Origin of the sequence: Paenibacillus lemnae, from assembly GCF_012933385.1 — a bacterium.
Taxonomy (GTDB): Bacteria; Bacillota; Bacilli; order Paenibacillales; family Paenibacillaceae; genus Paenibacillus_AQ; species Paenibacillus_AQ lemnae.
Window position 1 is genome coordinate 59,890 of the sequence record NZ_JABBPN010000020.1, and the last position, 24,012, is coordinate 83,901.

Annotated in this window: 27 protein-coding genes, 1 other RNA gene and 2 pseudogenes; 12 read left to right on the forward strand and 18 right to left on the reverse strand. The window is 46.5% G+C overall.

Features of this window, described 5'->3' with window-relative positions:
* The first annotated feature begins 106 nt into the window (after positions 1 to 106).
* From HII30_RS17750 to HII30_RS17765, 4 genes are read left to right on the forward strand one after another with little or no spacing between them, the layout of a single operon-like run.
* Positions 107 to 1,141 (forward strand): ABC transporter substrate-binding protein, encoded by a 1,035-nt coding sequence (locus HII30_RS17750; protein ID WP_169506382.1) that lies wholly within the window; start codon positions 107 to 109, stop codon positions 1,139 to 1,141.
* Complete coding sequence (locus HII30_RS17755) at positions 1,128 to 2,171, forward strand: FecCD family ABC transporter permease (RefSeq protein ID WP_169506383.1); 1,044 nt, start codon at positions 1,128 to 1,130, stop codon at positions 2,169 to 2,171. Before HII30_RS17750 ends, HII30_RS17755 begins: the two co-directional genes overlap by 14 nt.
* A gap of 16 nt (positions 2,172 to 2,187) precedes the next feature.
* Positions 2,188 to 2,976, forward strand: coding sequence for an ABC transporter ATP-binding protein (locus tag HII30_RS17760; protein WP_169506384.1), 789 nt, complete (start codon positions 2,188 to 2,190; stop codon positions 2,974 to 2,976).
* A 4-nt stretch (positions 2,977 to 2,980) separates the two neighbouring features.
* Complete coding sequence (locus HII30_RS17765; RefSeq protein WP_169506385.1) at positions 2,981 to 3,388, forward strand: (2Fe-2S) ferredoxin domain-containing protein; 408 nt, start codon at positions 2,981 to 2,983, stop codon at positions 3,386 to 3,388.
* Between the two features lies 1 nt (position 3,389).
* Here HII30_RS17765 and HII30_RS17770 read toward each other — a convergent pair whose 3' ends face one another.
* The 5 genes from HII30_RS17770 to HII30_RS17790 form a co-directional block, all read right to left on the reverse strand.
* A complete protein-coding gene (locus tag HII30_RS17770; protein ID WP_169506386.1) occupies positions 3,390 to 4,346 on the reverse strand; it encodes a calcium/sodium antiporter in 957 nt (318 codons plus the stop codon).
* Positions 4,347 to 4,533: 187 nt separating this feature from the next.
* Positions 4,534 to 4,746 (reverse strand): cold-shock protein, encoded by a 213-nt coding sequence (locus tag HII30_RS17775; RefSeq protein WP_169506387.1) that lies wholly within the window; start codon positions 4,744 to 4,746, stop codon positions 4,534 to 4,536.
* Between the two features lie 80 nt (positions 4,747 to 4,826).
* The gene (locus HII30_RS17780; protein ID WP_169506388.1) at positions 4,827 to 5,027 is read right to left on the reverse strand and encodes a cold-shock protein; all 201 of its coding nucleotides are present in this window, start codon (positions 5,025 to 5,027) and stop codon (positions 4,827 to 4,829) included.
* A gap of 219 nt (positions 5,028 to 5,246) precedes the next feature.
* Positions 5,247 to 5,738, reverse strand: a complete 492-nt coding sequence (locus HII30_RS17785) for a fasciclin domain-containing protein (protein WP_343045124.1) — start codon at positions 5,736 to 5,738, stop codon at positions 5,247 to 5,249.
* A 96-nt stretch (positions 5,739 to 5,834) separates the two neighbouring features.
* Positions 5,835 to 6,740 (reverse strand): AraC family transcriptional regulator, encoded by a 906-nt coding sequence (locus HII30_RS17790; RefSeq protein WP_169506389.1) that lies wholly within the window; start codon positions 6,738 to 6,740, stop codon positions 5,835 to 5,837.
* A gap of 178 nt (positions 6,741 to 6,918) precedes the next feature.
* On the opposite strand from HII30_RS17790, the gene HII30_RS17795 reads away from it, so the two are divergent.
* Together HII30_RS17795 and HII30_RS17800 are read left to right on the forward strand one after the other, a co-directional pair.
* Complete coding sequence (locus HII30_RS17795) at positions 6,919 to 7,767, forward strand: TIM barrel protein (RefSeq protein WP_169506390.1); 849 nt, start codon at positions 6,919 to 6,921, stop codon at positions 7,765 to 7,767.
* Between the two features lie 31 nt (positions 7,768 to 7,798).
* Positions 7,799 to 8,809: a Gfo/Idh/MocA family protein gene (locus HII30_RS17800; RefSeq protein ID WP_169506391.1), complete on the forward strand. Its 1,011-nt coding sequence runs from the start codon at positions 7,799 to 7,801 to the stop codon at positions 8,807 to 8,809.
* Positions 8,810 to 8,859: 50 nt separating this feature from the next.
* Here the strand turns inward: HII30_RS17800 and HII30_RS17805 are convergent, their stop codons facing one another.
* Entirely contained in the window at positions 8,860 to 9,201 is a 342-nt protein-coding gene (locus tag HII30_RS17805; RefSeq protein ID WP_169506392.1) for a DUF1048 domain-containing protein, read from the reverse strand.
* The gene (locus HII30_RS17810; RefSeq protein WP_169506393.1) at positions 9,198 to 9,527 is read right to left on the reverse strand and encodes a PadR family transcriptional regulator; all 330 of its coding nucleotides are present in this window, start codon (positions 9,525 to 9,527) and stop codon (positions 9,198 to 9,200) included. Before HII30_RS17810 ends, HII30_RS17805 begins: the two co-directional genes overlap by 4 nt.
* A 371-nt stretch (positions 9,528 to 9,898) precedes the next feature.
* Between HII30_RS17810 and HII30_RS17815 the strand changes: the two genes are divergently transcribed.
* The 4 genes from HII30_RS17815 to HII30_RS17830 all read left to right on the forward strand — a co-directional run bounded on the left by HII30_RS17815 (position 9,899) and on the right by HII30_RS17830 (position 15,662).
* The gene (locus HII30_RS17815) at positions 9,899 to 11,500 is read left to right on the forward strand and encodes an extracellular solute-binding protein (protein ID WP_246246647.1); all 1,602 of its coding nucleotides are present in this window, start codon (positions 9,899 to 9,901) and stop codon (positions 11,498 to 11,500) included.
* Between the two features lie 90 nt (positions 11,501 to 11,590).
* Positions 11,591 to 12,490, forward strand: coding sequence for an ABC transporter permease (locus tag HII30_RS17820; protein ID WP_169506394.1), 900 nt, complete (start codon positions 11,591 to 11,593; stop codon positions 12,488 to 12,490).
* Between the two features lie 30 nt (positions 12,491 to 12,520).
* Positions 12,521 to 13,402, forward strand: coding sequence for a carbohydrate ABC transporter permease (locus tag HII30_RS17825; protein WP_169506395.1), 882 nt, complete (start codon positions 12,521 to 12,523; stop codon positions 13,400 to 13,402).
* Between the two features lie 16 nt (positions 13,403 to 13,418).
* Positions 13,419 to 15,662 (forward strand): helix-turn-helix domain-containing protein, encoded by a 2,244-nt coding sequence (locus tag HII30_RS17830; RefSeq protein ID WP_169506396.1) that lies wholly within the window; start codon positions 13,419 to 13,421, stop codon positions 15,660 to 15,662.
* Positions 15,663 to 16,004: 342 nt separating this feature from the next.
* On the opposite strand, the gene HII30_RS17835 is transcribed toward HII30_RS17830, so the two are convergent.
* The 3 genes from HII30_RS17835 to HII30_RS17845 form a co-directional block, all read right to left on the reverse strand.
* The gene (locus HII30_RS17835) at positions 16,005 to 16,250 is read right to left on the reverse strand and encodes an AbrB/MazE/SpoVT family DNA-binding domain-containing protein (protein WP_246246649.1); all 246 of its coding nucleotides are present in this window, start codon (positions 16,248 to 16,250) and stop codon (positions 16,005 to 16,007) included.
* Between the two features lie 718 nt (positions 16,251 to 16,968).
* Positions 16,969 to 17,865, reverse strand: coding sequence for a helix-turn-helix transcriptional regulator (locus HII30_RS17840; RefSeq protein ID WP_169506398.1), 897 nt, complete (start codon positions 17,863 to 17,865; stop codon positions 16,969 to 16,971).
* A gap of 154 nt (positions 17,866 to 18,019) precedes the next feature.
* The gene (locus tag HII30_RS17845) at positions 18,020 to 18,319 is read right to left on the reverse strand and encodes a YciI family protein (protein ID WP_169506399.1); all 300 of its coding nucleotides are present in this window, start codon (positions 18,317 to 18,319) and stop codon (positions 18,020 to 18,022) included.
* A 95-nt stretch (positions 18,320 to 18,414) separates the two neighbouring features.
* Between HII30_RS17845 and HII30_RS17850 the strand changes: the two genes are divergently transcribed.
* A complete protein-coding gene (locus HII30_RS17850; protein ID WP_169506400.1) occupies positions 18,415 to 18,867 on the forward strand; it encodes a winged helix-turn-helix transcriptional regulator in 453 nt (150 codons plus the stop codon).
* Between the two features lie 95 nt (positions 18,868 to 18,962).
* The gene (locus HII30_RS17855; protein ID WP_169506401.1) at positions 18,963 to 19,496 is read left to right on the forward strand and encodes a hypothetical protein; all 534 of its coding nucleotides are present in this window, start codon (positions 18,963 to 18,965) and stop codon (positions 19,494 to 19,496) included.
* 30 nt (positions 19,497 to 19,526) lie between these two features.
* Here HII30_RS17855 and HII30_RS17860 read toward each other — a convergent pair whose 3' ends face one another.
* The 8 genes and pseudogenes from HII30_RS17860 to HII30_RS17895 all read right to left on the reverse strand — a co-directional run.
* Complete coding sequence (locus HII30_RS17860) at positions 19,527 to 20,468, reverse strand: serine hydrolase domain-containing protein (RefSeq protein WP_169506402.1); 942 nt, start codon at positions 20,466 to 20,468, stop codon at positions 19,527 to 19,529.
* A gap of 23 nt (positions 20,469 to 20,491) precedes the next feature.
* Positions 20,492 to 21,095, reverse strand: a pseudogene (locus HII30_RS17865) (5'-nucleotidase).
* 351 nt (positions 21,096 to 21,446) lie between these two features.
* The gene (locus tag HII30_RS21690) at positions 21,447 to 21,761 is read right to left on the reverse strand and encodes a hypothetical protein (protein ID WP_246246651.1); all 315 of its coding nucleotides are present in this window, start codon (positions 21,759 to 21,761) and stop codon (positions 21,447 to 21,449) included.
* Entirely contained in the window at positions 21,748 to 21,945 is a 198-nt protein-coding gene (locus HII30_RS21695) for a dephospho-CoA kinase (protein ID WP_246246652.1), read from the reverse strand. The genes HII30_RS21690 and HII30_RS21695 overlap by 14 nt, the downstream gene beginning before the upstream one ends.
* Entirely contained in the window at positions 21,938 to 22,135 is a 198-nt protein-coding gene (locus HII30_RS17875) for a hypothetical protein (protein WP_169506403.1), read from the reverse strand. The genes HII30_RS21695 and HII30_RS17875 overlap by 8 nt, the downstream gene beginning before the upstream one ends.
* Before the next feature lie 86 nt (positions 22,136 to 22,221).
* Positions 22,222 to 22,586: a transfer-messenger RNA gene (gene ssrA / locus HII30_RS17880) on the reverse strand.
* Positions 22,587 to 22,892: 306 nt separating this feature from the next.
* On the reverse strand, positions 22,893 to 23,372 hold the full coding sequence (gene smpB / locus HII30_RS17885; protein ID WP_169506404.1) for an SsrA-binding protein SmpB: 480 nt from the start codon (positions 23,370 to 23,372) through the stop codon (positions 22,893 to 22,895).
* A gap of 267 nt (positions 23,373 to 23,639) precedes the next feature.
* Positions 23,640 to 24,012 (reverse strand): annotated as a pseudogene (locus tag HII30_RS17895) (ribonuclease R); the annotation flags it as partial.

The window sequence follows — 24,012 nt, forward strand, 5'->3', positions numbered from 1 at the left end:
CATTTCTACAAGATTAACGACATGGACTAGCTCCTTAGAGTCATGCTGAGGCGAGAGATTGTAGTCTATGATACAAACGTTAAAAAAATCGTGGGGTGAATTTATTATGAAAAAATGGTCAGTGTTGTTTACCAGTCTAAGCTTACTCGCTGTTCTTGCCGCGTGCGGCGGGACAGCTTCTGAAGGAGAAGGAAGTTCATCGAACAGCGCATCAGACAAAGCTCTGTCTGATGCGGCCGGCAGCAGCGAGACTGCTGCCAACGAAACGCCATACGCAGAGATCGTTGACGATACCGGCCGGACTGTCGTTTTGGATAAGAAGCCTGAGAAGGTACTTCCACTCCTTCCGAATCTTCTAGACTTATTCTACGCATCGGGCGGCTCCCCTATCGGCAAGCCGACAATTCCACCGCACATTACCTTGCAGCATCTTCCCGAAGAAGCGAACAGTCTCCCTGATGTAGGGCATCTGGGCGGGAATGTCGAAGCGATCGTTGCTTTACAGCCGGATCTGGTTATCGGCGGTCAGCCGCATCATGACAGTCTGGTCGATACTCTAAGTCAAAGCGGTATTCCCGTCATCCTGCTTAATTTGGATAATTACGAGGATTCACTGGCCAAAGCCGACATATTCGCTAAAATCACGGGCCAACAAGAGATTGTCAGTAACAAAGTTGCCGATATGCAAAAGAGGATTGAAGCTGTGCAGGCTAAAATGCCGTCTGACAAAACAAAGATCGCTATTGTTCATATTAATCCTCGGGATGTAGCGCTTGAGCTCGAAGATTCAATTGCGGGCAGCACCGCCAAGCTGCTTGGCTTGGAGAATGTAGCCGCCGGGAGCTCGCCGCTTAAGGGCCGCCCGGATAAGACGCCTTACAGTATCGAAAAGCTTGTAGAAGACAATCCGGATAAAATTCTGCTGACAACGATGGGCGGTGAGGACGTGGTTCAGTCTCGCATTCGTCAGGATATCGAAAATAATCCCGCCTGGAGCAGCCTGGACGCAGTCAAACAAGGAGAAATTTATTTCCTGCCTCAAGACCTGTTTCTGGTGCACCCTGGCCTACACTTTGCTGATGCTGTAGAATACATGGCCTCCACGCTATATCCGGAGAATTTCGCTGATGGAAATCAATAATGCTGACTTGACCGCTGTTGTCTCTAATGAGGGCCTCACCAAACTCAGAGAACGCAAGATATGGCGTATCTGGATAACCTTCGCCTTCCTCACCCTCGCACTGATCAGTGTGACAGTAAGCATCAGCAAGGGAGCGATGACGATTCCTTGGCGTGAGGTATGGAGTCATCTGCTGCTTGGCGGAGAAGGACCGGCGAGGGAGGTCATTTGGAATATCCGTTTCCCACGGACGCTGATTGGTGCGATGGTTGGCATCAACCTCGCTCTTGCGGGTGCGATCCTTCAAGGTATTATGAAAAATCCTCTCGCTGATCCCCAGATTATTGGAGTTAATGCGGGAGCTGGGTTTTTCGCTATCATTCTGTTGATTTTATACCCTCAATATAATCATTTACTGACACCTGTCGCTTTTGCGGGTGCCGTGCTTGCTTGTCTGATCATTTATATTCTGAGCTGGAAAGATGGAATCAGACCTATCCGGGTCATTCTTGCAGGTGTGGCGGTCTCCGCTTTTTTCGGAGCTGGTATAACGGGACTTCTGGTCTTCTACAGTGATCGTGTTCATGGTGCCATGATGTTCATGGCTGGCAGCTTGTCTACTCGAAGCTGGCCTCAGTTCGAGACCCTGCTTCCATACACTGTAATTGGTGTTGTATTGGCTCTTTGCTTTGCAAGAAAGCTGAACATTCTGCTCCTTGGTGATGAAAATGCACGCAGCCTGGGATTACATGTGGAATGGACGCGCCTGCTTCTTACAGCAGTGGCAGCACTTCTGGCGGCAAGCGCTGTGGCCATCGTAGGACTGCTCGGTTTTGTAGGCCTCATTGTGCCTCACGCAGCCAGACTGCTGGTAGGCAATGATTATCGCATTTTGCTCCCGGCATCTGCCTTGCTGGGCATCGGCGTAGTCACGCTTAGTGATACGCTGGCAAGAGTCACATTCGCACCAACCGAAGTGCCTGTGGGTGTAGTTATGGCCGTGATCGGTGCACCATTTTTTCTCTACCTGCTGCGCAGGGAAGCACGATGATCGGGAGGATACAGAGATGACGTTGTTAAAATTGGATGAGGTCACTTTAGGCTATCGCCAAAACTTGATCATTGACGGCATGAGCCTGGATGTGGAAGCAGGCAAGATCTATACCATTATAGGGCCCAACGGATCGGGCAAAAGCACAGTATTGAAAACGCTCAGCCGCAATCTGAAGCCGTTGAAAGGTACAGCTTATCTGCAGCAGCGCAACCTCTTCACCATCCCTGGTAAAGAGTTGGCGACCCGGATGGCCGTATTAAACCAGAAGCCAAGAGCCCCCGAGGACCTCACCGTACTGGATCTGGTAGAGCATGGTCGCTTTCCTCACCGTAAAAGGTGGCGTAAAGGCGCAGCCGATGACAAAAAAATCGTCGATTGGGCAATGTCACAGACCGGTGTGTCGCCTATGGCTGAACGGAAGCTGGACAGCCTGTCTGGTGGAGAGGGACAGCGAGCCTGGCTGGCCATGGCCCTGGCACAGCAGCCGTCTATACTCCTGTTAGATGAACCGACTACCTACCTGGATATTAATCATCAGTTAGAAATGATGGAATTAGTGAAACAACTGAACGCTGATTTGGGATTAACCGTCGTGATGATCCTTCACGATATTCAGCATGCCATTCAATATTCCGATTATATCGTCGTTATTAAAAACGGCCGGATCTACAGCAGTGGTCGTCCGCAGCAGGTCATTAACGAAAAGATGTTCGAAGAGGTATTTACAGTAACCGCAGCAGTAGGTCAAAGTGAACGAACGGGCAATGTCGCTTTTGAAATCACAGGATTGATACGGAGGTAAGATGATGGACAAACATAAAGCTGTACCGAAAGTACTGACGGAAGAGGAACGGCAAAAAAAGCGTGCGCTGTCCAAGCGTTTGATGAGCAGCATGAAGCAGCATGTTCTGGTCTGCAATGGCGGATGCTGTACCATTAGAGGAGACAGCGAGGCGGTGCTGCAATCCTTTAAAGAAGCCGTGGAGCTTTACGATACCGAGAACTCTATTCGAGTTACCGCTACCCAATGTCTGTCGCGCTGCGGTGATGCCTGCTCTGTTGTCGTGTACCCTGAGGGGGCCTGGTACAAGCATCTGAAACCGGAGGATATTGCAGCATTTGTCCAAGAGCATCTATTAAAGCAAAACCTCAAAGAGAGCCATTTGAGTTATCTGTACGAACAGGGACAATTTGTTTCCCGAGAAGCAACCTGAATTACCCTCGGATAATAATAAAAGTCATATACCCTGCAAACAGGGCTGTCAGGAATAAACCTTCCAATCTGCTGATCTTGCTGCCGGTCCTGGCCATGACGAACAAAATCACGGTAATTGCAATTAAAATAAGCATGTCCAAGGTCATGCTGCCCTCGACACGAAGGGGTGAAATTACTGCTGACAAACCCAAAACAAAAAGAATATTAAAAATGTTGCTGCCGACAATGTTCCCGACCGCAATCTCATTTTCCCCTTTTAAAGCTGCTGCAACAGAAGTCACAAGCTCTGGGAGGGATGTACCGGCAGCCACAATCGTCAGACCCACCAGCGTTTCACTCATTCCCCACTGCAGAGCGATCATGGTGCTGTTTTGAACGACAAGATGACCACCGTAAATAATAGCACCTAGACCCGCCAGTCCAAAAATCAGATTCCTGCCCAAGGGCGGCCGGTCAGCGGGGTTGTGTTCCGCAGCACTGCTCTCTCTGCTGTTCCTTGCGACTTCTATTAGGTAATACAGAAAAATGACCAAGAACGACAACAGAATCAAGCCATCCCCTCTTGTCACTGTGTTCGTATCCATCCCCTGCAGGGATACATCGCTGACCAGGATGAGCAGAACGACACTTGCCAGAAGTGTAAACGGGATTTCCTTTTTGATCGTTTCACTCTGCACCTTAATGACGATAACTAACGCAGTCAGTCCAAGGATCAGCGTGGTGTTAAATACATTGCTGCCGACAACGTTTCCCAGCGCTACTCCTTCACTGCCGTTGAGAGCAGCAATAATACTAACTGTGGCTTCAGGTGAACTGGTGCCGAAAGCCACAATGGTCAAACCGATCAGCATGGGGGATACGCGGAGCAGTGTCGCTATTTTGGAAGCTCCTTCTACAAAATAGTTAGCTCCGACAATTAACAAACCGAACCCCACAAGCAGCAATAGATAAGTCATCCTTCACGCTCCTTCTTCTAATGTAGAACCTATCCTCAGTTTGAACATTTAAGAATGTATTAAACCAATAGCCGGGTAACGTGTCGATTTTTGTGCATAAAAAAAAGCCCAACCCGTTAAGGTTGGACGAAATGTGAACAAATGGGCATCAAATAGCTGAACCCCATGCCACATAGACTTTTTTTATTTAGCGCTTCGTCTGATTAGGACTTGTATTCGCTACAATTGTAAGCATTTTCTCGCCTTTTTCCATTAAAGAATTACACTGACCGCATACCGGTTGAACTGAAAACACAAAGTTATCTCTCATCCATCCGTTGCACAATTCATTGGTGCATGACCACAACGACGTCATTTCCTCTGGAAGATCCACCATCAATCGTTTCCGTGAAAAGTACAAGCAGCATCCTTCTTTCTCTTAGGGGAATTATGAGCGAAAAAAAAGTCCCAACACAAGGTTTGGGACTTTCTAAAACTAATTTACAGTTTTACAACGTTCTCGGCTTGTGGACCGCGGTTGCCTTGTACTACGTTGAACTCAACGCGTTGTCCTTCGTCCAGCGATTTGAAGCCTTCGCCAGTGATTGCACTGAAATGTACAAATACGTCGTCTCCACCTTCAACCTCGATAAAACCAAAACCTTTGTCTGCGTTAAACCATTTTACTGTACCTTGTTCCATGTTCAATTACCTCCATATTTTTCATTTTACATGATCATTCGATTTCCCGAAAAAAAATCACATATTGCACAAGGTTATATCATCAAAATTATAACCCTCTGCAATATGTGAGATCAGGTATAACTTATAACTACTTAAGTATAGCACGGTCTAATATTATTATCAAGTGTTACTTGAATTATGAGCGATAAAGATTTCTCTCCATCGCTCATGTTTTGTTTACTTCGCCGGAGGCAGCAGTACCTTATCAATAACATGGATAACCCCATTTGATGCGGGAATATCCGCTTTTACCACCTTAGCGTCGTTGATCATGACAGGATTGGTGGAGATGCTCACTTCGCTGCCTTCAAGCGTCTTGACCTTCATACCATCCTTCAAATCAGTGGATAATACTTTGCCGGGAACGACATGGTAGAGCAAAATATTTTTCAAATCCGGACGTTCAAGCAGCTGCTCCGGCGTTACGTTCAGCTGCTTCAGCAGTGCGGTAAAAGCTTCATCGGTCGGGGCAAAAACGGTAAAAGGACCGTTTCCTTTCAATGTGTCTACCAAGCCCGCTTTCTCAAGCGCTTTGACAAGGATCGTAAATTGGCCTGCTTCTACCGCCGTATCCACGACATCCTTCTTCTCCGAGGCATTCACCATGCCTCCGAATGGTACAATCAGCAAGCTCAATGTGAGAATAAACAGCAGCAATTTGTTTTTCACTTGATGTTCCTCCTTCATAAGATGGGTACAGGTTTGTCCCTTATCTATGAATCATTACCAAGCAGGGAAATAATTATGTATGAAATTACGTTGCTGCTAAAGCACCTTTGACAGTTTACGGTATTCTGAAGCCGATATCCCTTCCACTCTGCGAAACAGCCGGCTGAAATAGTGGATGCCCGCGTAACCGACCTGTTCCGCAATTTGTTCGATGGTCAGATCACTTTCCCGCAGGAGCCGGCGTGCTTCCCGGTGGCGGACGGCCTGGATAAACTCATTCGGCGGCAGCCCGGCAAACCCTTTGAATACTCTCGCCGCATGATCGGTGCTCAGATTCAGCCTCTCGGCGATCAGGGCATTAGACCAGGCAAGCGCAGGCCTGCGTTCGATTTGTTCAATCAGCTCCAGCAGTCTGATGTCATGTGGCGAAGACAAAGGCCGTGATCGCTCGTGCTGAAGACGCATCAGCTGCAGCAGAATATTCATCATTAACGCTTTGCAGGCCAGCTCATAACCGAGCGGCCTCATTGTAAACTCATGCACCAGCTGCTCCATCCACTGCACGCATTCCAGTGTCGGCGTATACACGAGATGGTTAGAGAGCGGACGAAAATCATCCGTGACAGCCTCATGTGCAAATCGTTCCGGGTGCAAGTAGGCTTCATTCACAATCACATCGGCCTCTGTCTGAATCTCCAGCTCATCAAAAAAGTCAAAATGTATTCCCAAAAATATGGTTTCCGGCTTGGACACCGCTTCATTCTGGTGAACCACCCCGGCAGGTAAAAAAATCAATTGACCCGCAGGTAGGGATAAGCGCTCCCCACGGATCGTTGTGGCCGCCTCGCCTTGAACGACGAACAACAGCTCAAAATCATAAATGCGCCTTGCTGCCAGCTTACCTGCAGGCATGCGTTGAATCTGTGCGTAATGGATGCTGGGTGACCAGTCCCTAAACAGAGCTTTACGCTGCCTCGGAAACTCATTGCTCTTCGTGGACATCCAGCTATTCGCCTCCTTCTCACTCTTCGTTCCATTTTAACGGAATCGTACAAAGAATAACGATTTCCTCTAAAGAAACATGCACCATTCTCCATTATCATATAGATATTATCTCAACTCATGTTCATGCACAATAGAACGGAATCAGACAATGTATATGAAAGCGAGGTGTCTCACTGTGAAAAAAGGCATCAATATCTGGTCATTTAAAAAAGAAAGCACCACTGCCTCATGTATCGAGCTTGCGAGCAGGGCTGGCTTTGACGGGATTGAGCTGTCGCTGAATACCGAAGGTGAGCTGGGACTGCAGGCTAGTGACAAAGATATTTATTGTATCCAATCTCAGCTGGATGCTGCCGGCATGGAAATTGCCGGGCTGGCAACCGGTCTATATTGGAACTACTCCATGACCTGCGCGGAACCATCCAAACGGCAGAAAGCCATTGACATCTGCAAGAAACAGCTGGAGCTCGCCTCCGCATTCGGCGTTGATGCCATTCTGGTTATACCGGGTGCCGTTCATGTAAGTTTTATCGCGGGATCCGAGGTGGTTCCATACGACATCGCTTACGAACGGGCGGCTGAAGCTATTGCTGAACTGGTACCCTATGCTGCCAGCGCGGGCGTGTCCATCGCGATTGAAAATGTGTGGAATGATTTCCTGCTGTCCCCGCTGGAGCTGCGGCAGTTCATTGACGAACAGGGCTCTGATTATGTCGGCTCCTATTTCGACGTAGGCAATGTGGTCAGTCACGGCTTTCCAGAGCAGTGGATTTCCATTCTAGGCTCCCGGATCAAAAAAGTACATGTGAAGGACTACCGCCGCAAAGCTGGAGGCCTGCATGGCTTCGTGGATTTGCTGGCCGGTGATGTGAATTATCCGGCTGTTGTTCAAGCCCTGCGGGACATCGGTTACGACGGATACCTCACCGCGGAAATGCTTCCTTCGTATACCCATCATACCGAGCAGCTTATCTATAACACGTCAGCAGCCTTGGATGTTATTTTAGGACGCAGCCAGCAGTAAACATATTCATATTTAACAGGAGGGTTCAACCATGTTAAAGGTAGGTCTGATCGGATTTGGTTTTATGGGACGTATGCATATGGATAACTATATTAGATTAATGAAGGAAGGCGCGGACATTCAGCTTATCGCTGTGTGCGACACCCGGATTCATGAGATGGAGAATGACACGGCTGCAGGCAATATCGCAACCGAACGACAGGTGTATGATCTTACGCCTTACCGGCTGTATGAGGATATCGACACCATGCTGAGTCATGAAGAGCTGGATGTGGTGGACATTACCCTGCCTACGTATCTTCATGCCGAGGTGGCCATCTCGCTGCTCAAACGCGGCATCCATGTCTTATGTGAAAAGCCGATTGCGCGGACTTCCGAGGAAGCTTACCGGATGGCAGAGACGGCACAACAGACCGGAAAAACACTGATGATCGCCCAGTGCCTGCGTTTCTGGCCCGCTTATGAATTTTTAAAAGAGTGTGTGGTCGACGAGCGATACGGAAAGGTTACCTCCGGTTATTTATTCCGAGGGGGTACCACGCCGCCCGGCTGGTACAGAGACGCTGAGCTTAGCGGCGGCTGTATGCTGGACATGCATATTCATGATACCGACATGATCAACTGGCTGTTCGGCAAACCGCATGCCGTATCCTCACTCGCCCAAAACGTCGTTCCCGGCAGCGCCTACGACATCGTATCCACACACTATATGTATCCTGACGGCAAAGTGCTGAATGCACAGGCAGATTGGACGCTTAAGGGTGACTTTGGCTTTTCGATGACGTTTCGTGTCAATTTCGAAAGGGGGAATCTGACTTTTCAGAATAACCAGCTGAAGGTGAATCCGAACGAAGGCCCCGGCTTTGTCGCTGACTTACCTAAGGATTCGGGCTATTACCGGGAAATCCGTTATTTTCTTGAAGCCGTCCGAAATGGGGAGCCCATCTCCATCTGCACACCTGAGAGTGCAGCAGAATCGCTCGAAATCGTGGAAGCGGAGATGCGTTCCGCAAGCAGGCAGAGCGCGCTAGAGCTTTTGTAGAAGAAAATTGAAGAAGCGCATAGACAGGAGCCTTCATATATGAAGGCTGGTCAGCCGCGTCCAATCGTATCGTTCAATTTCCGGCGGTACTTATCAATCCAGCTCGGCTCATCCTTCACCAGGTCATCGCAGAAGGCCGCTACATCGTCTCCGGTAAGATCAGTCACTGTCCTGCCTGCGGCTGCTCCTTCTTCGAAGAGCTCGAGCAAGCCAGTAAAGATCCGGTTCGTACCCTCCCAGTCGGCGGGAGCACCACCGGCAGTCCATATATATTTTTGGATCGCCTTGTAAGCACTACGGTATTCGCTTGGAAGCTGCTTTGCACGCGCCTCCAATGCCTTCCATTCCCGTTTGTCGTTCAGGCTGCCGATCATTTTTTCAATAAAGCTCATGCTTCTTCTCCCCTTTTAAGTTGGTAAAGTTTGTTCGATATGAAATCCCATTTTTCCCAAAACAAAATGAGATGCTCTTGACCCGCCGCATTCAGTGTATAGAATTTTCTTGGCGGACCCAGGTTGGACGGCTTCTTCTCGATATTCACCAGATTATTCTTCTCAAGCCGCATCGTGATCGTGTAGACCGTGCCCTCAACAACATCAGCGAAGCCAAGGTTTCGCAGCTGCTGCGTAATTTCATAGCCATACGTTTCGCCGCGGCTGATGATTTCAAGCACACAACCCTCGAGCACTCCTTTCAGCATTTCTGTAATATTGTCCAAAATTTTCTCTCCATTCATATGAATTCATAAGGTACTCTGTATTACAGGTAATAAGTAATAACGACTACTGGTATATAGTATTACATACTAGTGAAGTTTGTGTCAAGACTATCTTAAAAAGCGCAAGTTTTTCTTCTCAGCTGCTCCTCTGGATTTTCCCTTCCTTCTCTTGTTTAAAAAGGATTACTACATGCGCTTTATACAATCGAAAACCCCTGTTTTTCCCATAGCTATAAGGTTTTTAGTGCCAACATAGATAAATGCATGGTATAAGGAATCATGTATATTGACCCTTAATAGGATGCTCAACTATGCTCAAAGGGCAACAGGATGCATACAACCTGAACCAAATGACACAGGGAGGTCAAGAAATGAAAACGCTTAAAAGAGTGGGTTACCCGGTATTTATTCTCGTGCTGTGCATGGCCATCGTCGCAGGATGCGGCAATTCGGGTGGCGGCAATGGAGCTGCTCCGGCCGAGGGCAGTGACAAGAAAGACAGCGGTAACAACAAAGACAGAGTTACGCTGAAGGTTGAGGTTTTTGATCGCGGTAATTCACCCGAAGGTGTGACGGTAACCAACAATGAAATGACAAAGTATGTTCAGGAGAATTTCGGTGACCCCAACAACATCGATGTTGAATTTGTTGCCATTCCCCGCAGTGAAGAAATCAACAATCTTAATGTACTGATGGCCGCAGGAACGGCGCCGGATGTTATTTTCACCTATAATCAGGGCGCTGCCTACAGCTGGGCGAAGCAAGGCGGTCTGACTGATCTTGCAAGCGCGATTGACGAGCACGGCCCGCAATTAAAGGAGTATTTGAAGGATTCGCTCCAGTACGGTGTGTTTGACGGATCGCAATTTGCGGTTGTGGCTAGACGGGTACACCTTCAGAAGTATTCCAGCATCATCCGCCAGGACTGGCTGGATCAGTTGAATATGCCGGTTCCGACTACAACAGAGGAAACCTATGAAACACTGAAAGCATTTAAAGATAACAAATTGGGCGGTGACCGCACGATACCGTTTGCTTTCGCTTTAGCACCAGATTCCTATGAGCCTGTCATCTGGTCCTTTATTAAAGAACAATCGGATGAAGCACGTTATCTGCGCTCGGTTACGATCGGCTCCCGTGAATATCCGATTCTGATGGATGGTCACAAGGAAGGGGTTCAGTTCCTTAATAAGCTGTACAACGAAGGCCTGCTTGATCCTGACTTTGCATTAGATAAAGACAAGAAGAAAAAGACAGAAAACTTTGTAAATGGTCACTCCGGCCTGTTTACCTTTGATACAGGCACGGCATTCGGCGGGGAATCATCAACCGTCGCTATGCTGGAGAAGAACGTTCCTGATGCTTCTGTTGTTCCTTTATTGCCATTCACAGACTTTGAAGGCAAAAGCAGACAGCCGGCTTATACGCCAGCTGGGATGTATATCATGGTTCCTTCCTTCAGTGAACGGTCGGCGGAAGCCATCAAATATTTGAACTGGATGGCTCAGGATGAAGTGATTCAATTTATGGCCTTCGGTGAAGAAGGCGTGCACTTTGATATGGTCGACGGTTTCCCTGTCGGCAAAGATGGTGATGTAGGCGCTAAACTGCTGTATAACTCCGGAGATATGCTGATCGTTACCAATGGCATCGACTTTGGCTCTGCTGAGAAGAACAGAGAATACATGGCGCGGATGGTACAGGAAAAGCATCGTGAGATGGCTAAGCAGTCTATGGAGTTCTCGGACAAGGATGCCGTACAGCAGCCGATCGCCTTCGATAAGCCGCTGGATAGCGAAGCGAAATACTCGGTTGTCATGCTGGAGAAATATGAAGAATTGCTCGTTAAATCCATCATGAGCTCCGAAGCTAATTTTGATAAAACCTATGATGCGGCGATCAAGGACTTCATGGACACTGCTGGCAACGAGGTTTTTGCAGAACGTAAAGCTGCATACGAAGCAATGAAATAAAACAGGTGAACTATCGACGGGCGGGATGCAGGAAATGCCGATCCCGCCTGTCTTTTATTCAACAAGCAACTGAGAAGGAGTGAGAAGAGAATGTCCCGTTCATTTTTGTTCCGACGCTGGCAGCTCTATGTCATGCTTATTCTTCCGATGACATTTTTTATTGTTTTTAAATACCTGCCTATTTACGGAATCACAATCGCTTTCAAGGAATTCAATGTGTTCAAGGGCATTGCCGGCAGCGAATGGGTGGGGCTTGATGTGTTTAAGAGCATTTTTTCACAGCAAGGCTTCTATACCGCACTGCGCAATACGTTTCTGCTGAATGGACTTGATTTGGTATTTGGCTTTCCAGCTCCGATTATATTGGCGATCTGTCTCAATGAGCTGCGGATGAAAATGTTTAAGAAGGTATCGCAGACACTCCTGTATCTGCCGCATTTTATCTCCTGGGTCATCATCGGCGGTATGGTATATCAGGTGTTCTCTACGAATTATGGCATTGTAAACTTGGTGTTGAAGGAAATAGGACTGGGTCCATTCCCGTTCTTGTCTGATAAATTTCACTGGCTGGCCACCTACACCAGTGTGGGTATTTGGCAAGGGGTCGGCTGGGGAAGCATTATCTATCTGGCAGCCATTACAGGCATTAACAAGGAATTATACGAAGCTGCCGACGTAGATGGAGCGAGTCGTTTAAGAAAAATCTGGCACATTACACTTCCTGGTATACGTACGACCATTATCGTGCTGCTCATTCTGAAGATCGGCGATATGGTAGACATTGGTTTCGATCGGCCTTATATCATCGGTAATGTAATGGTGCGCGATTTCTCCGATGTGCTGAGCACCTACATCTATCGAATCGGTCTGGAGAGTGGTCAATTCTCCATTGCTACAGCGGTCGGCCTGTTTCAGGCAATCGTAGGGCTTGTGTTTATTTTGGGGGCCAATTACTTATCTAAGAAAACGACCGATGAAGGCATATTCTAGCTTGGCGGTTGACGGAAGGGAGTGCTGAGAATGGAAAAAAAGATGAAATTTTCTACTTTTGATGTGATTAATACCATGATTATATTGCTGGGTGTTGTCATTTGCCTGGCACCATTTCTGCATATTTTATCGATTTCCCTGAGTGGTACCGGGCCGATCATGTCCGGTAAGGTAACCATATTTCCGGTCGAATTGAATTTCGAGGCGTATGCCCGCGTTCTATCCGACAATAGTATGATCCGTTCCATGCTGTTCACCATTATGCTGACGGCAGTCTTTACTGCATCTGCGATGATTATGACCACGATGGCAGCTTATGCTCTGTCCTACGCGAACCTGAAGGGACGCAACCTGTTTATGTTTATTATCGTGTTCACGATGTTTTTCGGCGGCGGTCTTATTCCTGAATATTTGCTTATTAAATCGCTGAACATTCTGGATACGATGTCCGTTCTGATCCTGCCGGGCTTGATAAGTCCGTTCTATATGATTATTATGATTACATTCTTCCGTTCCACCATTCCTGAAAGCTTGAATGAAGCTGCGGAGATTGACGGCTGCAGTGATTTCGGCAAGCTGTTCCGGATTATACTGCCGCTCTCCCTCCCCGTTCTGGCTACGCTTAGCCTGTTCTATGCGGTCGGACGGTGGAACGGATTCCGCGACGCCCTGTTCTTTATTACCGATCAGGATTTATATCCGCTCCAGCTCAAGCTCTACCAAATGGTTATGAACAACATGATATCAGAAGTTACCTTGTCTGAAGGCACCAATGCAGCAGCAGTTAAATATTTACCCGAAAGTCTGAAGGCGGCGAGCATTATGTTTGCTACGGTTCCAATCCTTATCGTTTATCCATGGCTGCAGAGGTACTTCGTCAGTGGTTTAACACTAGGTTCAGTCAAGGGATAATTGAAGGGATGATGGCATGTCTCTGAAGAAAAAGTGGTATAAAAAGACGATCCTCTCGTATTTGCCGACACTCTATTTGACGATCGCGGTCATCGTGCTGGCGGCCATTTTCGTCGTGAGCGAAATTTCACTGGAGGAAGCCAAGCGCACAAACCATTATTCCACCAAATCTATCGTGGATTCGCTGGAGACGCCGCTCAAGTCTGTAGAGCGCCGTATACTGGAGGAACTGCGCTTCGGAGACGCCTTATATTATTTCTTTGAATGGAAAGGTACCGGAACGAACCGACTAATTAACTTTGAAGCGAATAAGAGTCTTAGACAGCTAGTGACCGAATATCCCGTCATCCACTCAATCTATTTGTACCGGATCAAGGATGGTATGGTGCTGTCTATGAATGCTTTTGAGCCGTTAAAAGATTTCGGCGACCAGGCCTATATTATGAGTCTGGCGCAGCAGCCCAGTGTGGGCCGCAGCTGGTCCCTGCCGAGAATATACAAGGACAGCACAGGTACAGAGCAGCAAAATGTTCCCGTCATCTCTCTGCATAAGCGGACACAGCTGCCCATGGGCAACGAGGGCTTAATCGTCATTAATGTGTCAATGAATGTCCTTCTGAAAAATATTGGCCAGATGATCGATCCCAACACGACGTATCTTCATATCACGGCCGGCGAGGATCAGGTGGTGTATACTTCGCCAACCCCAGATCGGCAAGCTGTCATGAATACGATCTCTTCCCGGTATTTACAATGGAAATTTGAGAGCGGTATTCAAAGTCGCGTGTCTTTCGACTCCCTGCAGGCGATCTCCCGGATCTGGATTGGCCTGGGTGTACTGTGCATCGTGATTAGTTTCTTCTACACCTTGTTTATCACGAAGCGTAATTATCGTCCTATTGAAAATATTATTCAGCAGATTCAATCGTTTCCCGACAAGCGCGTGGCGGAGAAAGGGCTTCCTACCGACGAGTTCTCGTTTATTCAGAAGGCAATCGAACGATTGAACGATGAAAATATGCAGTATGAGGCTGAAGTGCAGGAAGCAAATCAGCAGAAGCGCAAGCAGTGGTTCCTTGACATTTTAGAGCATCCGGACAGCTTTGACGAGGACAAGTGGCAGGAAATATCGGATCGCTTTGGTTATCCTGCGAGCTTTCCGTTTGCTGCGGTCACCATTATCGAGATCGATCATTATGCTGCTTTCGAGGAGAAGTATAAGAAGGCTTACGATCAAGGCCTCATTAAGTTTGCGATGAGCAATGTACTGCATGAATATTTTCATGAGTTATCTTCACTGTGGCCCGAGTGGACCCGGCTTAACCGGATGTCGGTCATTCACTTTGCCGCTTCGGCTGAGCAGCACGAGGAGTGGCTGGCGCGTCTGGAGAAATTCAGAGTATGGGTAGCGGTCAACCTGCGCCTGACCGTGACGATTGGTCTTGGCGAACAGGCGGAACGATGGAATGAGCTGCACCGTTCCTATAATGAAGCGGTGGAGGCTCTGCACTTCAAGATGTCCCGCGGTTCTAACCGCACGCTGTCCTACAGCGAGACAATTTCACAGAGGAGCAGCAATATTCACCTGTACTATCAGGAGATGAATGCACTCGTGCATGATTTCCGCCTCGGTCATGCCGATTGGAAAGAGCGCCTGCAACAGCTGCTGTCATCCCTGCAGCACGAGGTGCTGACCAATGAGGAGAATCTCCATCTGCTGCACTATTTCAAGAGCTTACTGGAGCAGGTGCTGGACCAGCTGCCGCAGCCGCTGCAGGAGCAGTGGAAGCAGCAGCTCCTGCCGGAATGGGACAGCCTGATGAGCTTAGAATACATGGGCGATATTGTTCCGCGCCTGCTGGAGCTGCTGCTGGGTGCCTACGACAGCTACCTGGCGCATGTCCAGTCCAAGGATACTTCCTTGACGATTCACAGCATTCGGGCGTTTATCGAGGATAACTATAACGATCCTGAGTTGTCCCTCCATCTCATTAGCGAACGGTTCAAGCTTAACAGCAAATATGTCAGTCAGCTGTTCAAGGAACAGCTGGGCATTAATTTTGCCGACTTCGTGATGGATCTGCGCATCCAGCATGCAAAGGAGCTGCTCCTCTCTACCAATTGCTCCATTAACGAAATAGCCGCCCGCGTAGGTTATGATATTCCGCTGTCATTCGGCCGGGCGTTCAAAAAGCAAGTCGGTGTAAGCCCCAGCGACTACCGTAAAAACATGGCCGCCGATACACCCAGGGAGACATAACGATACACCACAGCGTTAAACAAGCCCCCCGTTAACTTACTTCTCCACAGGAGAGGCAAGTTAACGGGGGCTTTTGTTATCATCAGGGGTTTCCTATATTCCTCATTTTTCGGGGTTTAAATGGGTAGACACAGGGTGTGAGCAAGGGGACAGATTAACTACTAAAAATTGGTTGAATCAAGTATGTAAAATTGTATAATTGTTCTAACCATTGAATATGATGTACAACGGATTCGAGTAATTCAGGTTCTTTGACACCTATATGTTCACCTGGACAATATCGTTGTATCATAGCTATATTAACAGCTATTACTTCATGTAAGGTTAAATAGCGACCGGAGGTCATCTGTCTTTAAGCCCTCGCAGCGTATGATCGTATTTCTCCATGACTTCTGTCAATGTATCCGTAAAGTCTGCGCTGACTCCTTCAGACAATGCAACCTTGGTTGACTTTTTTATTATGATTTCTTTCGTATCCTGGCAGACGTCTATACTGACGATATCGCCTTGATCCAACCCAATTTGCTTCAAAGCATTCGTCATCGTTATCCCTAGACTGTTTCCGAATTTAGTGACCTTTCGTTCCATCGCTCTTCTCCTGTCCATTAAGGGTACTTTCTATCATACGAAAAAGGCAGAGAATTTCACCGTGGATATGGTCAATCATCAATTTGACCGTCAACAAGCAGCGTCGATCATCAAAACTCACTGCATCACGATATCTGAAATATAGAATACAGCAATCCACTACCTAACGAAAAAGCGATGAGAACCTGCTCTCTCGTTGCTTTTTGTATTTGCATTTTTAAATTAGACTGTCTTAGCAAATCCTTTGGCTTAATGCGAAGTAATAATACATCTGATCAGCTATTTTTGATACTTTTAATCGCTAATCCATATGAAATCATGTAATGAATGAGACCCGCCAATGAAGTTAGAGAGATACATAGTAATCTCACATTGACGCTCCAAATATCATCAAACATAGCATACAACGAAAGATAAGAAAGACAGTACATTACTGCACTGATGCAAAACTTAATTGTCACCTTGCTCACGAGCCATTGATTCATCAAGAATGACAATATTGAAAAAAACAAAATAAAGAAGCTCGGTAAAAACACTAAAATCATAGAGATATCAGAAAACAAAGGGAATTCATTGTCTGCATATCTTGGCCAGAACATCGTAATACCAAAGATCGAGAGCAGGGAAGTGAGAATGATCCAAGTCTTAAATATCTTTTTCAATCTTGCACCTCCTCTTATACCTTCTTTCAAATAAGAATCACCGAGCTCCAATCTTCTTAACTCGCTTCAAAATCAAGGTTCACCGGTTCCTTCGGCAGTTCCTCTTCGGCATTGTTTCCTGTCACAGGCGTTTTGTCATCTACGATTTCAATTTTGAAATTATCCACCCACGCTTTACCCCGGCCGCAAAGCAGCACCCCAAATGCAACGGCATGGCTGGACTCGGGAACGTCTAGTACGACGGCATATAGGTTCCAGTCACGGGTTCCTGTTATCGATCTGTCCTGCATATTATCAAACTTCAGCATATCGCCGCTTTTGCGATCTATTCGCATCCACAGACCCGCCCACCCTTTGACCTCTTCTGACTTAACGAAGGCGGTAAGTCGAATTCTCCTGCCTATATATGGATCCGCGCTGCACATCTGCATCAAGGTGACAAAGGCATCTTGTTTTGCTTTTCCAACCGATTCAAGACGTACAGAGCATTTACCCAGGTGAGCCTCTTCCTTATCGGTCGAAACTACATATTCCTCAATACGGGAGCCTGTAATGCTCCACCCTTTTGGTGCTGTATTATTCATAGGGATACCCTCTCTCTTTTGGATTAGTGTCCGTGAATAGGTTCTATAGTTTCCCGGAGTAATTCCGTAAACCTTCTTAAACGCTCTCGTGAATGCCTCCTGCGACTGGAAATGATACTTAAGCGCAATATCCAGCACTCTGCTATTCGAGTGTGCAAGCTCTGCGGCCGCTTTTGCTAGTCTTCTGCTGCGAATATAACTGCCTGCTGTAATTCCAATGACAGTTTGAAAGATGCGATAAAAATGAGCCTTGGAGAATCTCCCTTCCTTCGCCAGATCCTCATGTTCTATAGATTGTGTGAGTTTTCGCTCAATTAACAGCAGCGATTTATTGATTGCACTTCTGTATTCACGATCATTCGCCCCCATGCTGCACCTCCCTTGTAAATAAATTACCATGTTTTGATATAATGCTTTTGATTTTTTTCATCAACTTTTGGGTGACCTGCATGCAAGCATACAGCAATGAGTAAAAGCCCCATCCACTTGCGGATAGGGGCGGTTATGATGAGAAAGATTTTAATCAAACGCTCAGTGATTCAAAAACCTCAATTTTTCCGCCATATTGAAGCTCCGGCCAGTTCTTCGTCAGTGTGAGAGCCGCTTCCATGGAGTCAGCCTCGATAATGGAAATCCCGAATACATCACCAGAGTTGTCGGTCACCCCTTCCGAAGTTACAGTGTGCCGTCCATAACCTGCGAATCCCTGTGTCTCATAACCCTGTGATTTCAGATCACCGATCCATTTCCATAAATGCTCGACATTCTCCTGGGTTTTCTCCGGAGGCACGTCCCCTCCACGATAAATGAACATGAATTTCATCAGCTGATTCTCCTCTCTTCAATTCCAATTTCAGTTGCATTTCGCAACTGACTGCAGTATAATTTAACCAAATTTAATAGTCAAGGGGATTTGTTATGACTGAAATTTCGAAAGTACTTCGCTCCGATTGTCCCATCAATTATTCCCTTCAAGTGTTTGGCGACTCGTGGTCGCTGCTGATTATCCGGGATATTCTGTTTGCAGGCAAAAAAACATTCGGTGAATTTCTCGCATCAGATGAAGGAATCGCGCGCAATATCCTGACCAGCAGGCTTGCTCATTTGACCGAAAATGGAGTTATTGTGAAAGGACCTCATCCAACGGATATGCGAAAAGATCTGTACTCGTTATCGGAGAAGGGATTGGAGCTCATTCCCATCTTGCTTGAACTGTCTGCTTGGGGTGCAAGAAATGAACCAAAGACTGCGGCTAACTATGCGTGGGTTCGTGATATGCAAATGGATCAAGAAGCCTTGATCGCTCATATCCGTCAAAGCGTGACCGAGGGCAACTCTATTTTTGGGGAATCGAACGAAGATCGAATTTAGCCTTAGTTATAGTTTGAGGACTAGGAAAAAAGCCAAGTGTTTTTGCAGATCCAGCGGATCCAGCTAGTGTTAAAGGAGGGTCGTCTCTACTAAATATGAATAAATCTAAAGTCACAATTATTGGGATATCAATTGTCTCTATATTTATTTTATTGTTTTTTATTAATGATAAGTATATTCAAGAGTACAAGTATGCCAGCTCATATTTTTTAAATCAATCCATGAATTCAATGAATGATGCTGCGTTAAATATCATCAACCACGTCGATGGTTCTCACGAATTCACCGTAAGAGAATTACTGGATATTTATGAAGAAGAAGCTAAGTTAATTGAGACTTATGCTGATATCTCCTACTCATTAAAATTGGAAGAGAATTCAAAGATTCTTAACCCTTCAAAATTGTATATGCTGGTTCCACTTAACAATACTGAGTGGTGGAGTAAAAAGGAAGACAAAGAACTGGTTGTTCTAAATGAGACGGAGTACAATTCAATCAACAATCTACTAAATTTAAGTAAGATCGTTAGTATCACATTTAAGGATCTGGATATCACATATGTTGAAGAAACGACGCCATCCATAGCGACAAAATTATTATCAGCTATTACAAAGGAATATCCGTACTAACATCGGTCATCCCACATTGTAGTCCCAGTATCATTTATAACAAGCTGACGCATCATCGTTTAATATACATTTGATTACATGAAGCGGTGTCAGCGTGTTGCCTTTTGTATCACTTGTAATAGTGACGATCATGTCTCTCGACGGCATCACACAAATATATTGTCCGCCCATACCCATGGCAAAATAAAATTTTTCATCCTTAGAAGCAGCCGAAGACCACCAATGACGGCCATAGTGACCAAAATACTCATACGTTAGAAAGGCAGGCTTCGTTGTTAATTCAACCCATTCGCCTCGAATTAACTGCTTTCCCGCCCACCTGCCATTATTCAGAAACAATTGACCCATTTTATGCATGTCATGGATGGTAAGATGAATCCCAAAGCCGCCTATATGAATCCCCTGCGGGTCCTTATGCCAAATATAATCACGAAATTTTAGCTTTGAAAATAAGTGGTCATTAGCAAACTCCTGAGCACTTGTTCCTGTTGTTTTTTGGAGTATCGCCATTAATAAATGGCTGCAGCCCGAGTTATAATTCATTTGCTCGCCCGGGGCATGTGTTAATGGTCTTTCCAAAACATAATTGACCCAATTAGAGCTGTGAATCATTTGCGGCCAACCACCCCATTCTCCCATCTCTGGCCAATTAAAACCTGCACTCATCGTTAGCAGATGATCAATGGTAATCGTACTCTTTCTACGATCAGAATCGTTCGCCAGTGTTGGAAAATATTCAACAATCGGGGTTGAGAGATTTGAAATAAACCCCTTATCACAGGCAATGCCAATTAATGAAGAAGCTATGCTTTTGGTACAAGAATTGATTTTATGTAAATTGCTATGCTGCTTTTTATTTTTATAGTATTCAAAAATAATGTGACTGCCTCTGCTGATTAAGCAGCTGTGTATTTTTTCTTTTTTAAATACATCTGCTAAGTTTTGATTCTTGTCATTCCACAATATTTCCAAGTAAGATCCTCCATCCCTCGAGTTTATGAATTGGTTACCTTAGGAGATGGCGATACGGCTTGATTCATATTTGTGACCCCGAATGGTACGTGAGCTGAAGGAGAGACACTGGATACACCTTCAATGTGACTTACCTGGTCATCAAAGAATATATGGGGGCGAAGAACCTTCAACACCCTCCCTTTATCGATCCCTCCTGAGAAAAATGCCTCATCAACTCTGATCCCCAGCATAATTAGAGTTGTAACTACACGTTCATGAGCAGGTGTATTCCTTGCCGTGGCAATAGACAAATGAATTACCGCCTGCAACAAATGCTGCCCGCGAAATTGAAAGCCCATAATGTTCGATCGACTTGAACACGCGAAGGCCCGTATCCGGATCGTTCCTAGACATTAAGACAACCTCAACCGGCTGATCACTGGGATCGTGTCCGTTAATCATCAGTAAACGCTTAATCAACGGAAAGGCAACGCCAGGTTCAAGAACTAACGCCTCGTTTTCTCGTTGGTACTTTCGATACTCTTCTTCGCTTTTTTCTTTAAAGACTTTATCCGATTCCTCAAGATTAAACAGGGCACTAGAAGCAACTGCAACAACAAACTTTTCTTCAATTGGATATGGCATGATTTCCTCCATGTTGGTGTTCATTATAAATCACTCATCAGCTTGAACTTAGCTAGAAATAGCTGCTTGTTGGTTATGTCCGCCTATTTTATCTCTGCTTGCTCTGATATAATTTTAGTTAATGTATTATTAGGATCTTGATGGTAGGGTCGGTTTAAACGGATGACAGTTCTGAGGTGTTTTCAGCAGGGTGAGGGTTATTTGAGGTGTTTCATAATCCACTAAAAATCGGCATACACAGAGACACGGTCTCTTAATTTAAGGATACTTATTGAAGGGGATAATACCTTTAGTATGTATGGAGGCGACAGGAATCGAACTGGGTATAGTCACGGTTTTAATGTCACGCTTTCATTCGTACTTAACGAGAACAGGCTTACACCAAGCAGGTATCGAGTCGATGCGATAGATCAATTTATCCTGCGTGATTTCCGCAATAATTAGAGGTTTGTATGTATTATCAATTATGATAACTTGGTCTGCGATGGCTAAAGCAGGTTTAAGGTTCTGCAATGAATGACCATATCGATAACGAATGTCTTCTTCAGCAATCCAATGTCCCCCTTGCTGAACACGGGATGCTACACGGTCTATATGCATTTGGACATCTTGAAGGCCGATATAATACACAATAATTTTGTAACGGTTTTCTTTAGCAATTTGCATATGTTTCAGTACAAATGCCAGCAGAAAGGTCAGCACTACGCGGATACTCTGGCTTTAACTCCCTTGCAATCTGATCAGGATCAACCAGTTCACCAAGCCACTCTCTCATTTGCATGCTGAGTGTACTCTTTCCTGCTCCGTTAGTTCCAGCAAACACAGTCATAACTGATTCGCTTTCACTCATGGTACTCAAATTCCTGCCGCTTTCCTGAAGCATCAAAAATAATTTCAAATTTATTTCCTTCGGCATCTTCACGAACGCGTTTGTTATTTTTTATATAGTAAATAGAAGCTCCCGATTCTTTTGCTTGCTTCAGTGCATGTTGGTTCGCTTTTTTTAAAATTTCTTGGAGCTGTTCTCGATTATTCAACATTTTGAGTCCTCCAATCCAAATTTATGATTATTATATCACAAACAAAAAACCACCAACCAGAACGGGTTGGTGGTTTTTATGAACTTTAATGGAGGCGAGGGGAGTCGAACCCCTGTCCGAAGATAACGACAACACAAGCTTCTACGGGTGTAGTCACGGATTTGATGTCACCCGAGTATCGCCCCGTAACCGGCTATACGTTGGGTCAGCCTGATTGTCTTCTTCAGCTAGCCCCAGGCGGAGACTAGACAGCGTATCCCACTAAAGTTGAGCCCTCATCCCGGTACATGGGCGATACAGAGCGAGAGCACGCTCACAGGTTATTAAGCTGCGAAAGCGTAGTTGTTTTGTTGTTTGCCGTTTAATAGGCTTTAGCGTTGATGAAGTGGACGCGTCCCCACTACCCGCTACTCATGCCCGAACTATCCCCGTCGAATCCAAGAACGCCCCCTTAATATGGTGAGAACTGCGCAATTTAAGCGAAGTTTCACACAAAAAGGGATTGCAGGATTAGAGCTGAAGATGATCAAGCCAAGCAGACTGATCAATCTATTATGTCATTCTTTCCCTCCAAAGAAAGAATGACGAAGCACAAAGCTTGTTTTCAATGATCTTATTGCTCGTCTTACATCAAATAGTATATCACATTATCTATCAAAATGATATACATTTCGCAGGCAACACAGCTAAATGCTGCCACTGCCGGTGGTTATGTTTACACTCTATGATCATGTCTGAAACAAGATGACCACAAATCTTACCGCGCCACCTTCTGCTTCTCCCGCAGTGCACGCTGGATATCACGCTGGGCATCCCGCTTGGCGGCCGTCTCACGCTTGTCATACTGCTTCTTACCTCTGCCAAGACCTAGCAGCAGCTTAGCATAGCCGTTGCGGACATATATCTTCAGCGGCACAATTGAATACCCTTCCTGCTTGGATAAGCCGAGCAGCTTGTTAATCTGGGATTTGTGCAGCAGCAGCTTCCGTGTGCGTGTCGGGTCGAGCGGGTTGTTCCGGTTCCCCTGCTCAAACGGGCTAATGTGCATGTTGTGAACATGAATCTCGCCATTACGAATCGTAGCAAAAGCATCCCCGATATTCGCGCGTCCGTTACGAAGTGACTTGATCTCCGTACCGGTCAGCACCATGCCGGCTTCATATGTGTCTTCAATGAAGTAATCATGGGAAGCTTTTTTGTTCTGGGCCAGAACCTTCCCGTCACTTTTCTTACCCATGTTGATCACTCCTTAGCTCCAAAATATATCACCATCATGATGTAAAAAAGACTTCCAGTAAACGCAGCACCGAAGCGGTTTACCAGAAGTCCATTGTATCAACTGAAACCGCCAAAAGCAAGGCGGATCAAGCACTTCAAGCAGGTCAGCTGGCAAGATGGTTAAGGCCTCATCAGACATCTCTTGCAACGGATTCAAGGCTTCCGTAATTATATCACCCTGCTCCACTGAATCTGAAACGATATCTCTCACCAGCGTACAAAAAGCCTACTTCTTTTTCTTCCGGACAAAAGCCGCCGTGCCGCTGCCGCCCTTCTTCCGCTTGCGTCCGCCGCCGCCATTACCCGGGCCGGGAGCTGCGCCCTCACCGATAAAGACTCCGCTTCCGGACGTCTTCTTGCGCCGGCCGCCACCGCCGCCCTGACCGCCTTTGCCGTCAGACTTGCCGCCGCCATACCCGCGGCCGCCGTTGCGGTCAAAACCGGTCGAGCTCGCGCCCTGCGAGCTGTAGCCGCCTTTGCCGCTGCCAAAGGCAAAGCTGCGCGGCTGCTCACCGCCGCTGCCGCCGCCCAGGCTCACGCCGCCAGGCGCAGCCGCTGGCCCGCCAGCGCCTTCGCTGCGCGAACCGCGCCGCGCCGCG

Bases quoted from the DNA above. Each gene is read 5' to 3' on its own strand.
- HII30_RS17750 (WP_169506382.1), top strand. From the start codon at position 107: ATGAAAAAATGGTCAGTGTTGTTTACCAGTCTAAGCTTACTCGCTGTT.
- HII30_RS17755 (WP_169506383.1), top strand. From the start codon at position 1,128: ATGGAAATCAATAATGCTGACTTGACCGCTGTTGTCTCTAATGAGGGC.
- HII30_RS17760 (WP_169506384.1), top strand. From the start codon at position 2,188: ATGACGTTGTTAAAATTGGATGAGGTCACTTTAGGCTATCGCCAAAAC.
- HII30_RS17765 (WP_169506385.1), top strand. From the start codon at position 2,981: ATGGACAAACATAAAGCTGTACCGAAAGTACTGACGGAAGAGGAACGG.
- HII30_RS17770 (WP_169506386.1), bottom strand. From the start codon at position 4,346: ATGACTTATCTATTGCTGCTTGTGGGGTTCGGTTTGTTAATTGTCGGA.
- HII30_RS17780 (WP_169506388.1), bottom strand. From the start codon at position 5,027: ATGGAACAAGGTACAGTAAAATGGTTTAACGCAGACAAAGGTTTTGGT.
- HII30_RS17790 (WP_169506389.1), bottom strand. From the start codon at position 6,740: ATGTCCACGAAGAGCAATGAGTTTCCGAGGCAGCGTAAAGCTCTGTTT.
- HII30_RS17800 (WP_169506391.1), top strand. From the start codon at position 7,799: ATGTTAAAGGTAGGTCTGATCGGATTTGGTTTTATGGGACGTATGCAT.
- HII30_RS17805 (WP_169506392.1), bottom strand. From the start codon at position 9,201: ATGAGCTTTATTGAAAAAATGATCGGCAGCCTGAACGACAAACGGGAA.
- HII30_RS17815 (WP_246246647.1), top strand. From the start codon at position 9,899: ATGAAAACGCTTAAAAGAGTGGGTTACCCGGTATTTATTCTCGTGCTG.
- HII30_RS17820 (WP_169506394.1), top strand. From the start codon at position 11,591: ATGTCCCGTTCATTTTTGTTCCGACGCTGGCAGCTCTATGTCATGCTT.
- HII30_RS17825 (WP_169506395.1), top strand. From the start codon at position 12,521: ATGGAAAAAAAGATGAAATTTTCTACTTTTGATGTGATTAATACCATG.
- HII30_RS17830 (WP_169506396.1), top strand. From the start codon at position 13,419: ATGTCTCTGAAGAAAAAGTGGTATAAAAAGACGATCCTCTCGTATTTG.
- HII30_RS17835 (WP_246246649.1), bottom strand. From the start codon at position 16,250: ATGGAACGAAAGGTCACTAAATTCGGAAACAGTCTAGGGATAACGATG.
- HII30_RS17840 (WP_169506398.1), bottom strand. From the start codon at position 17,865: ATGGGGGCGAATGATCGTGAATACAGAAGTGCAATCAATAAATCGCTG.
- HII30_RS17845 (WP_169506399.1), bottom strand. From the start codon at position 18,319: ATGAAATTCATGTTCATTTATCGTGGAGGGGACGTGCCTCCGGAGAAA.
- HII30_RS17850 (WP_169506400.1), top strand. From the start codon at position 18,415: ATGACTGAAATTTCGAAAGTACTTCGCTCCGATTGTCCCATCAATTAT.
- HII30_RS17855 (WP_169506401.1), top strand. From the start codon at position 18,963: ATGAATAAATCTAAAGTCACAATTATTGGGATATCAATTGTCTCTATA.
- HII30_RS21690 (WP_246246651.1), bottom strand. From the start codon at position 21,761: ATGCAAATTGCTAAAGAAAACCGTTACAAAATTATTGTGTATTATATC.
- HII30_RS21695 (WP_246246652.1), bottom strand. From the start codon at position 21,945: ATGAGTGAAAGCGAATCAGTTATGACTGTGTTTGCTGGAACTAACGGA.
- HII30_RS17875 (WP_169506403.1), bottom strand. From the start codon at position 22,135: ATGTTGAATAATCGAGAACAGCTCCAAGAAATTTTAAAAAAAGCGAAC.
- smpB (WP_169506404.1), bottom strand. From the start codon at position 23,372: ATGGGTAAGAAAAGTGACGGGAAGGTTCTGGCCCAGAACAAAAAAGCT.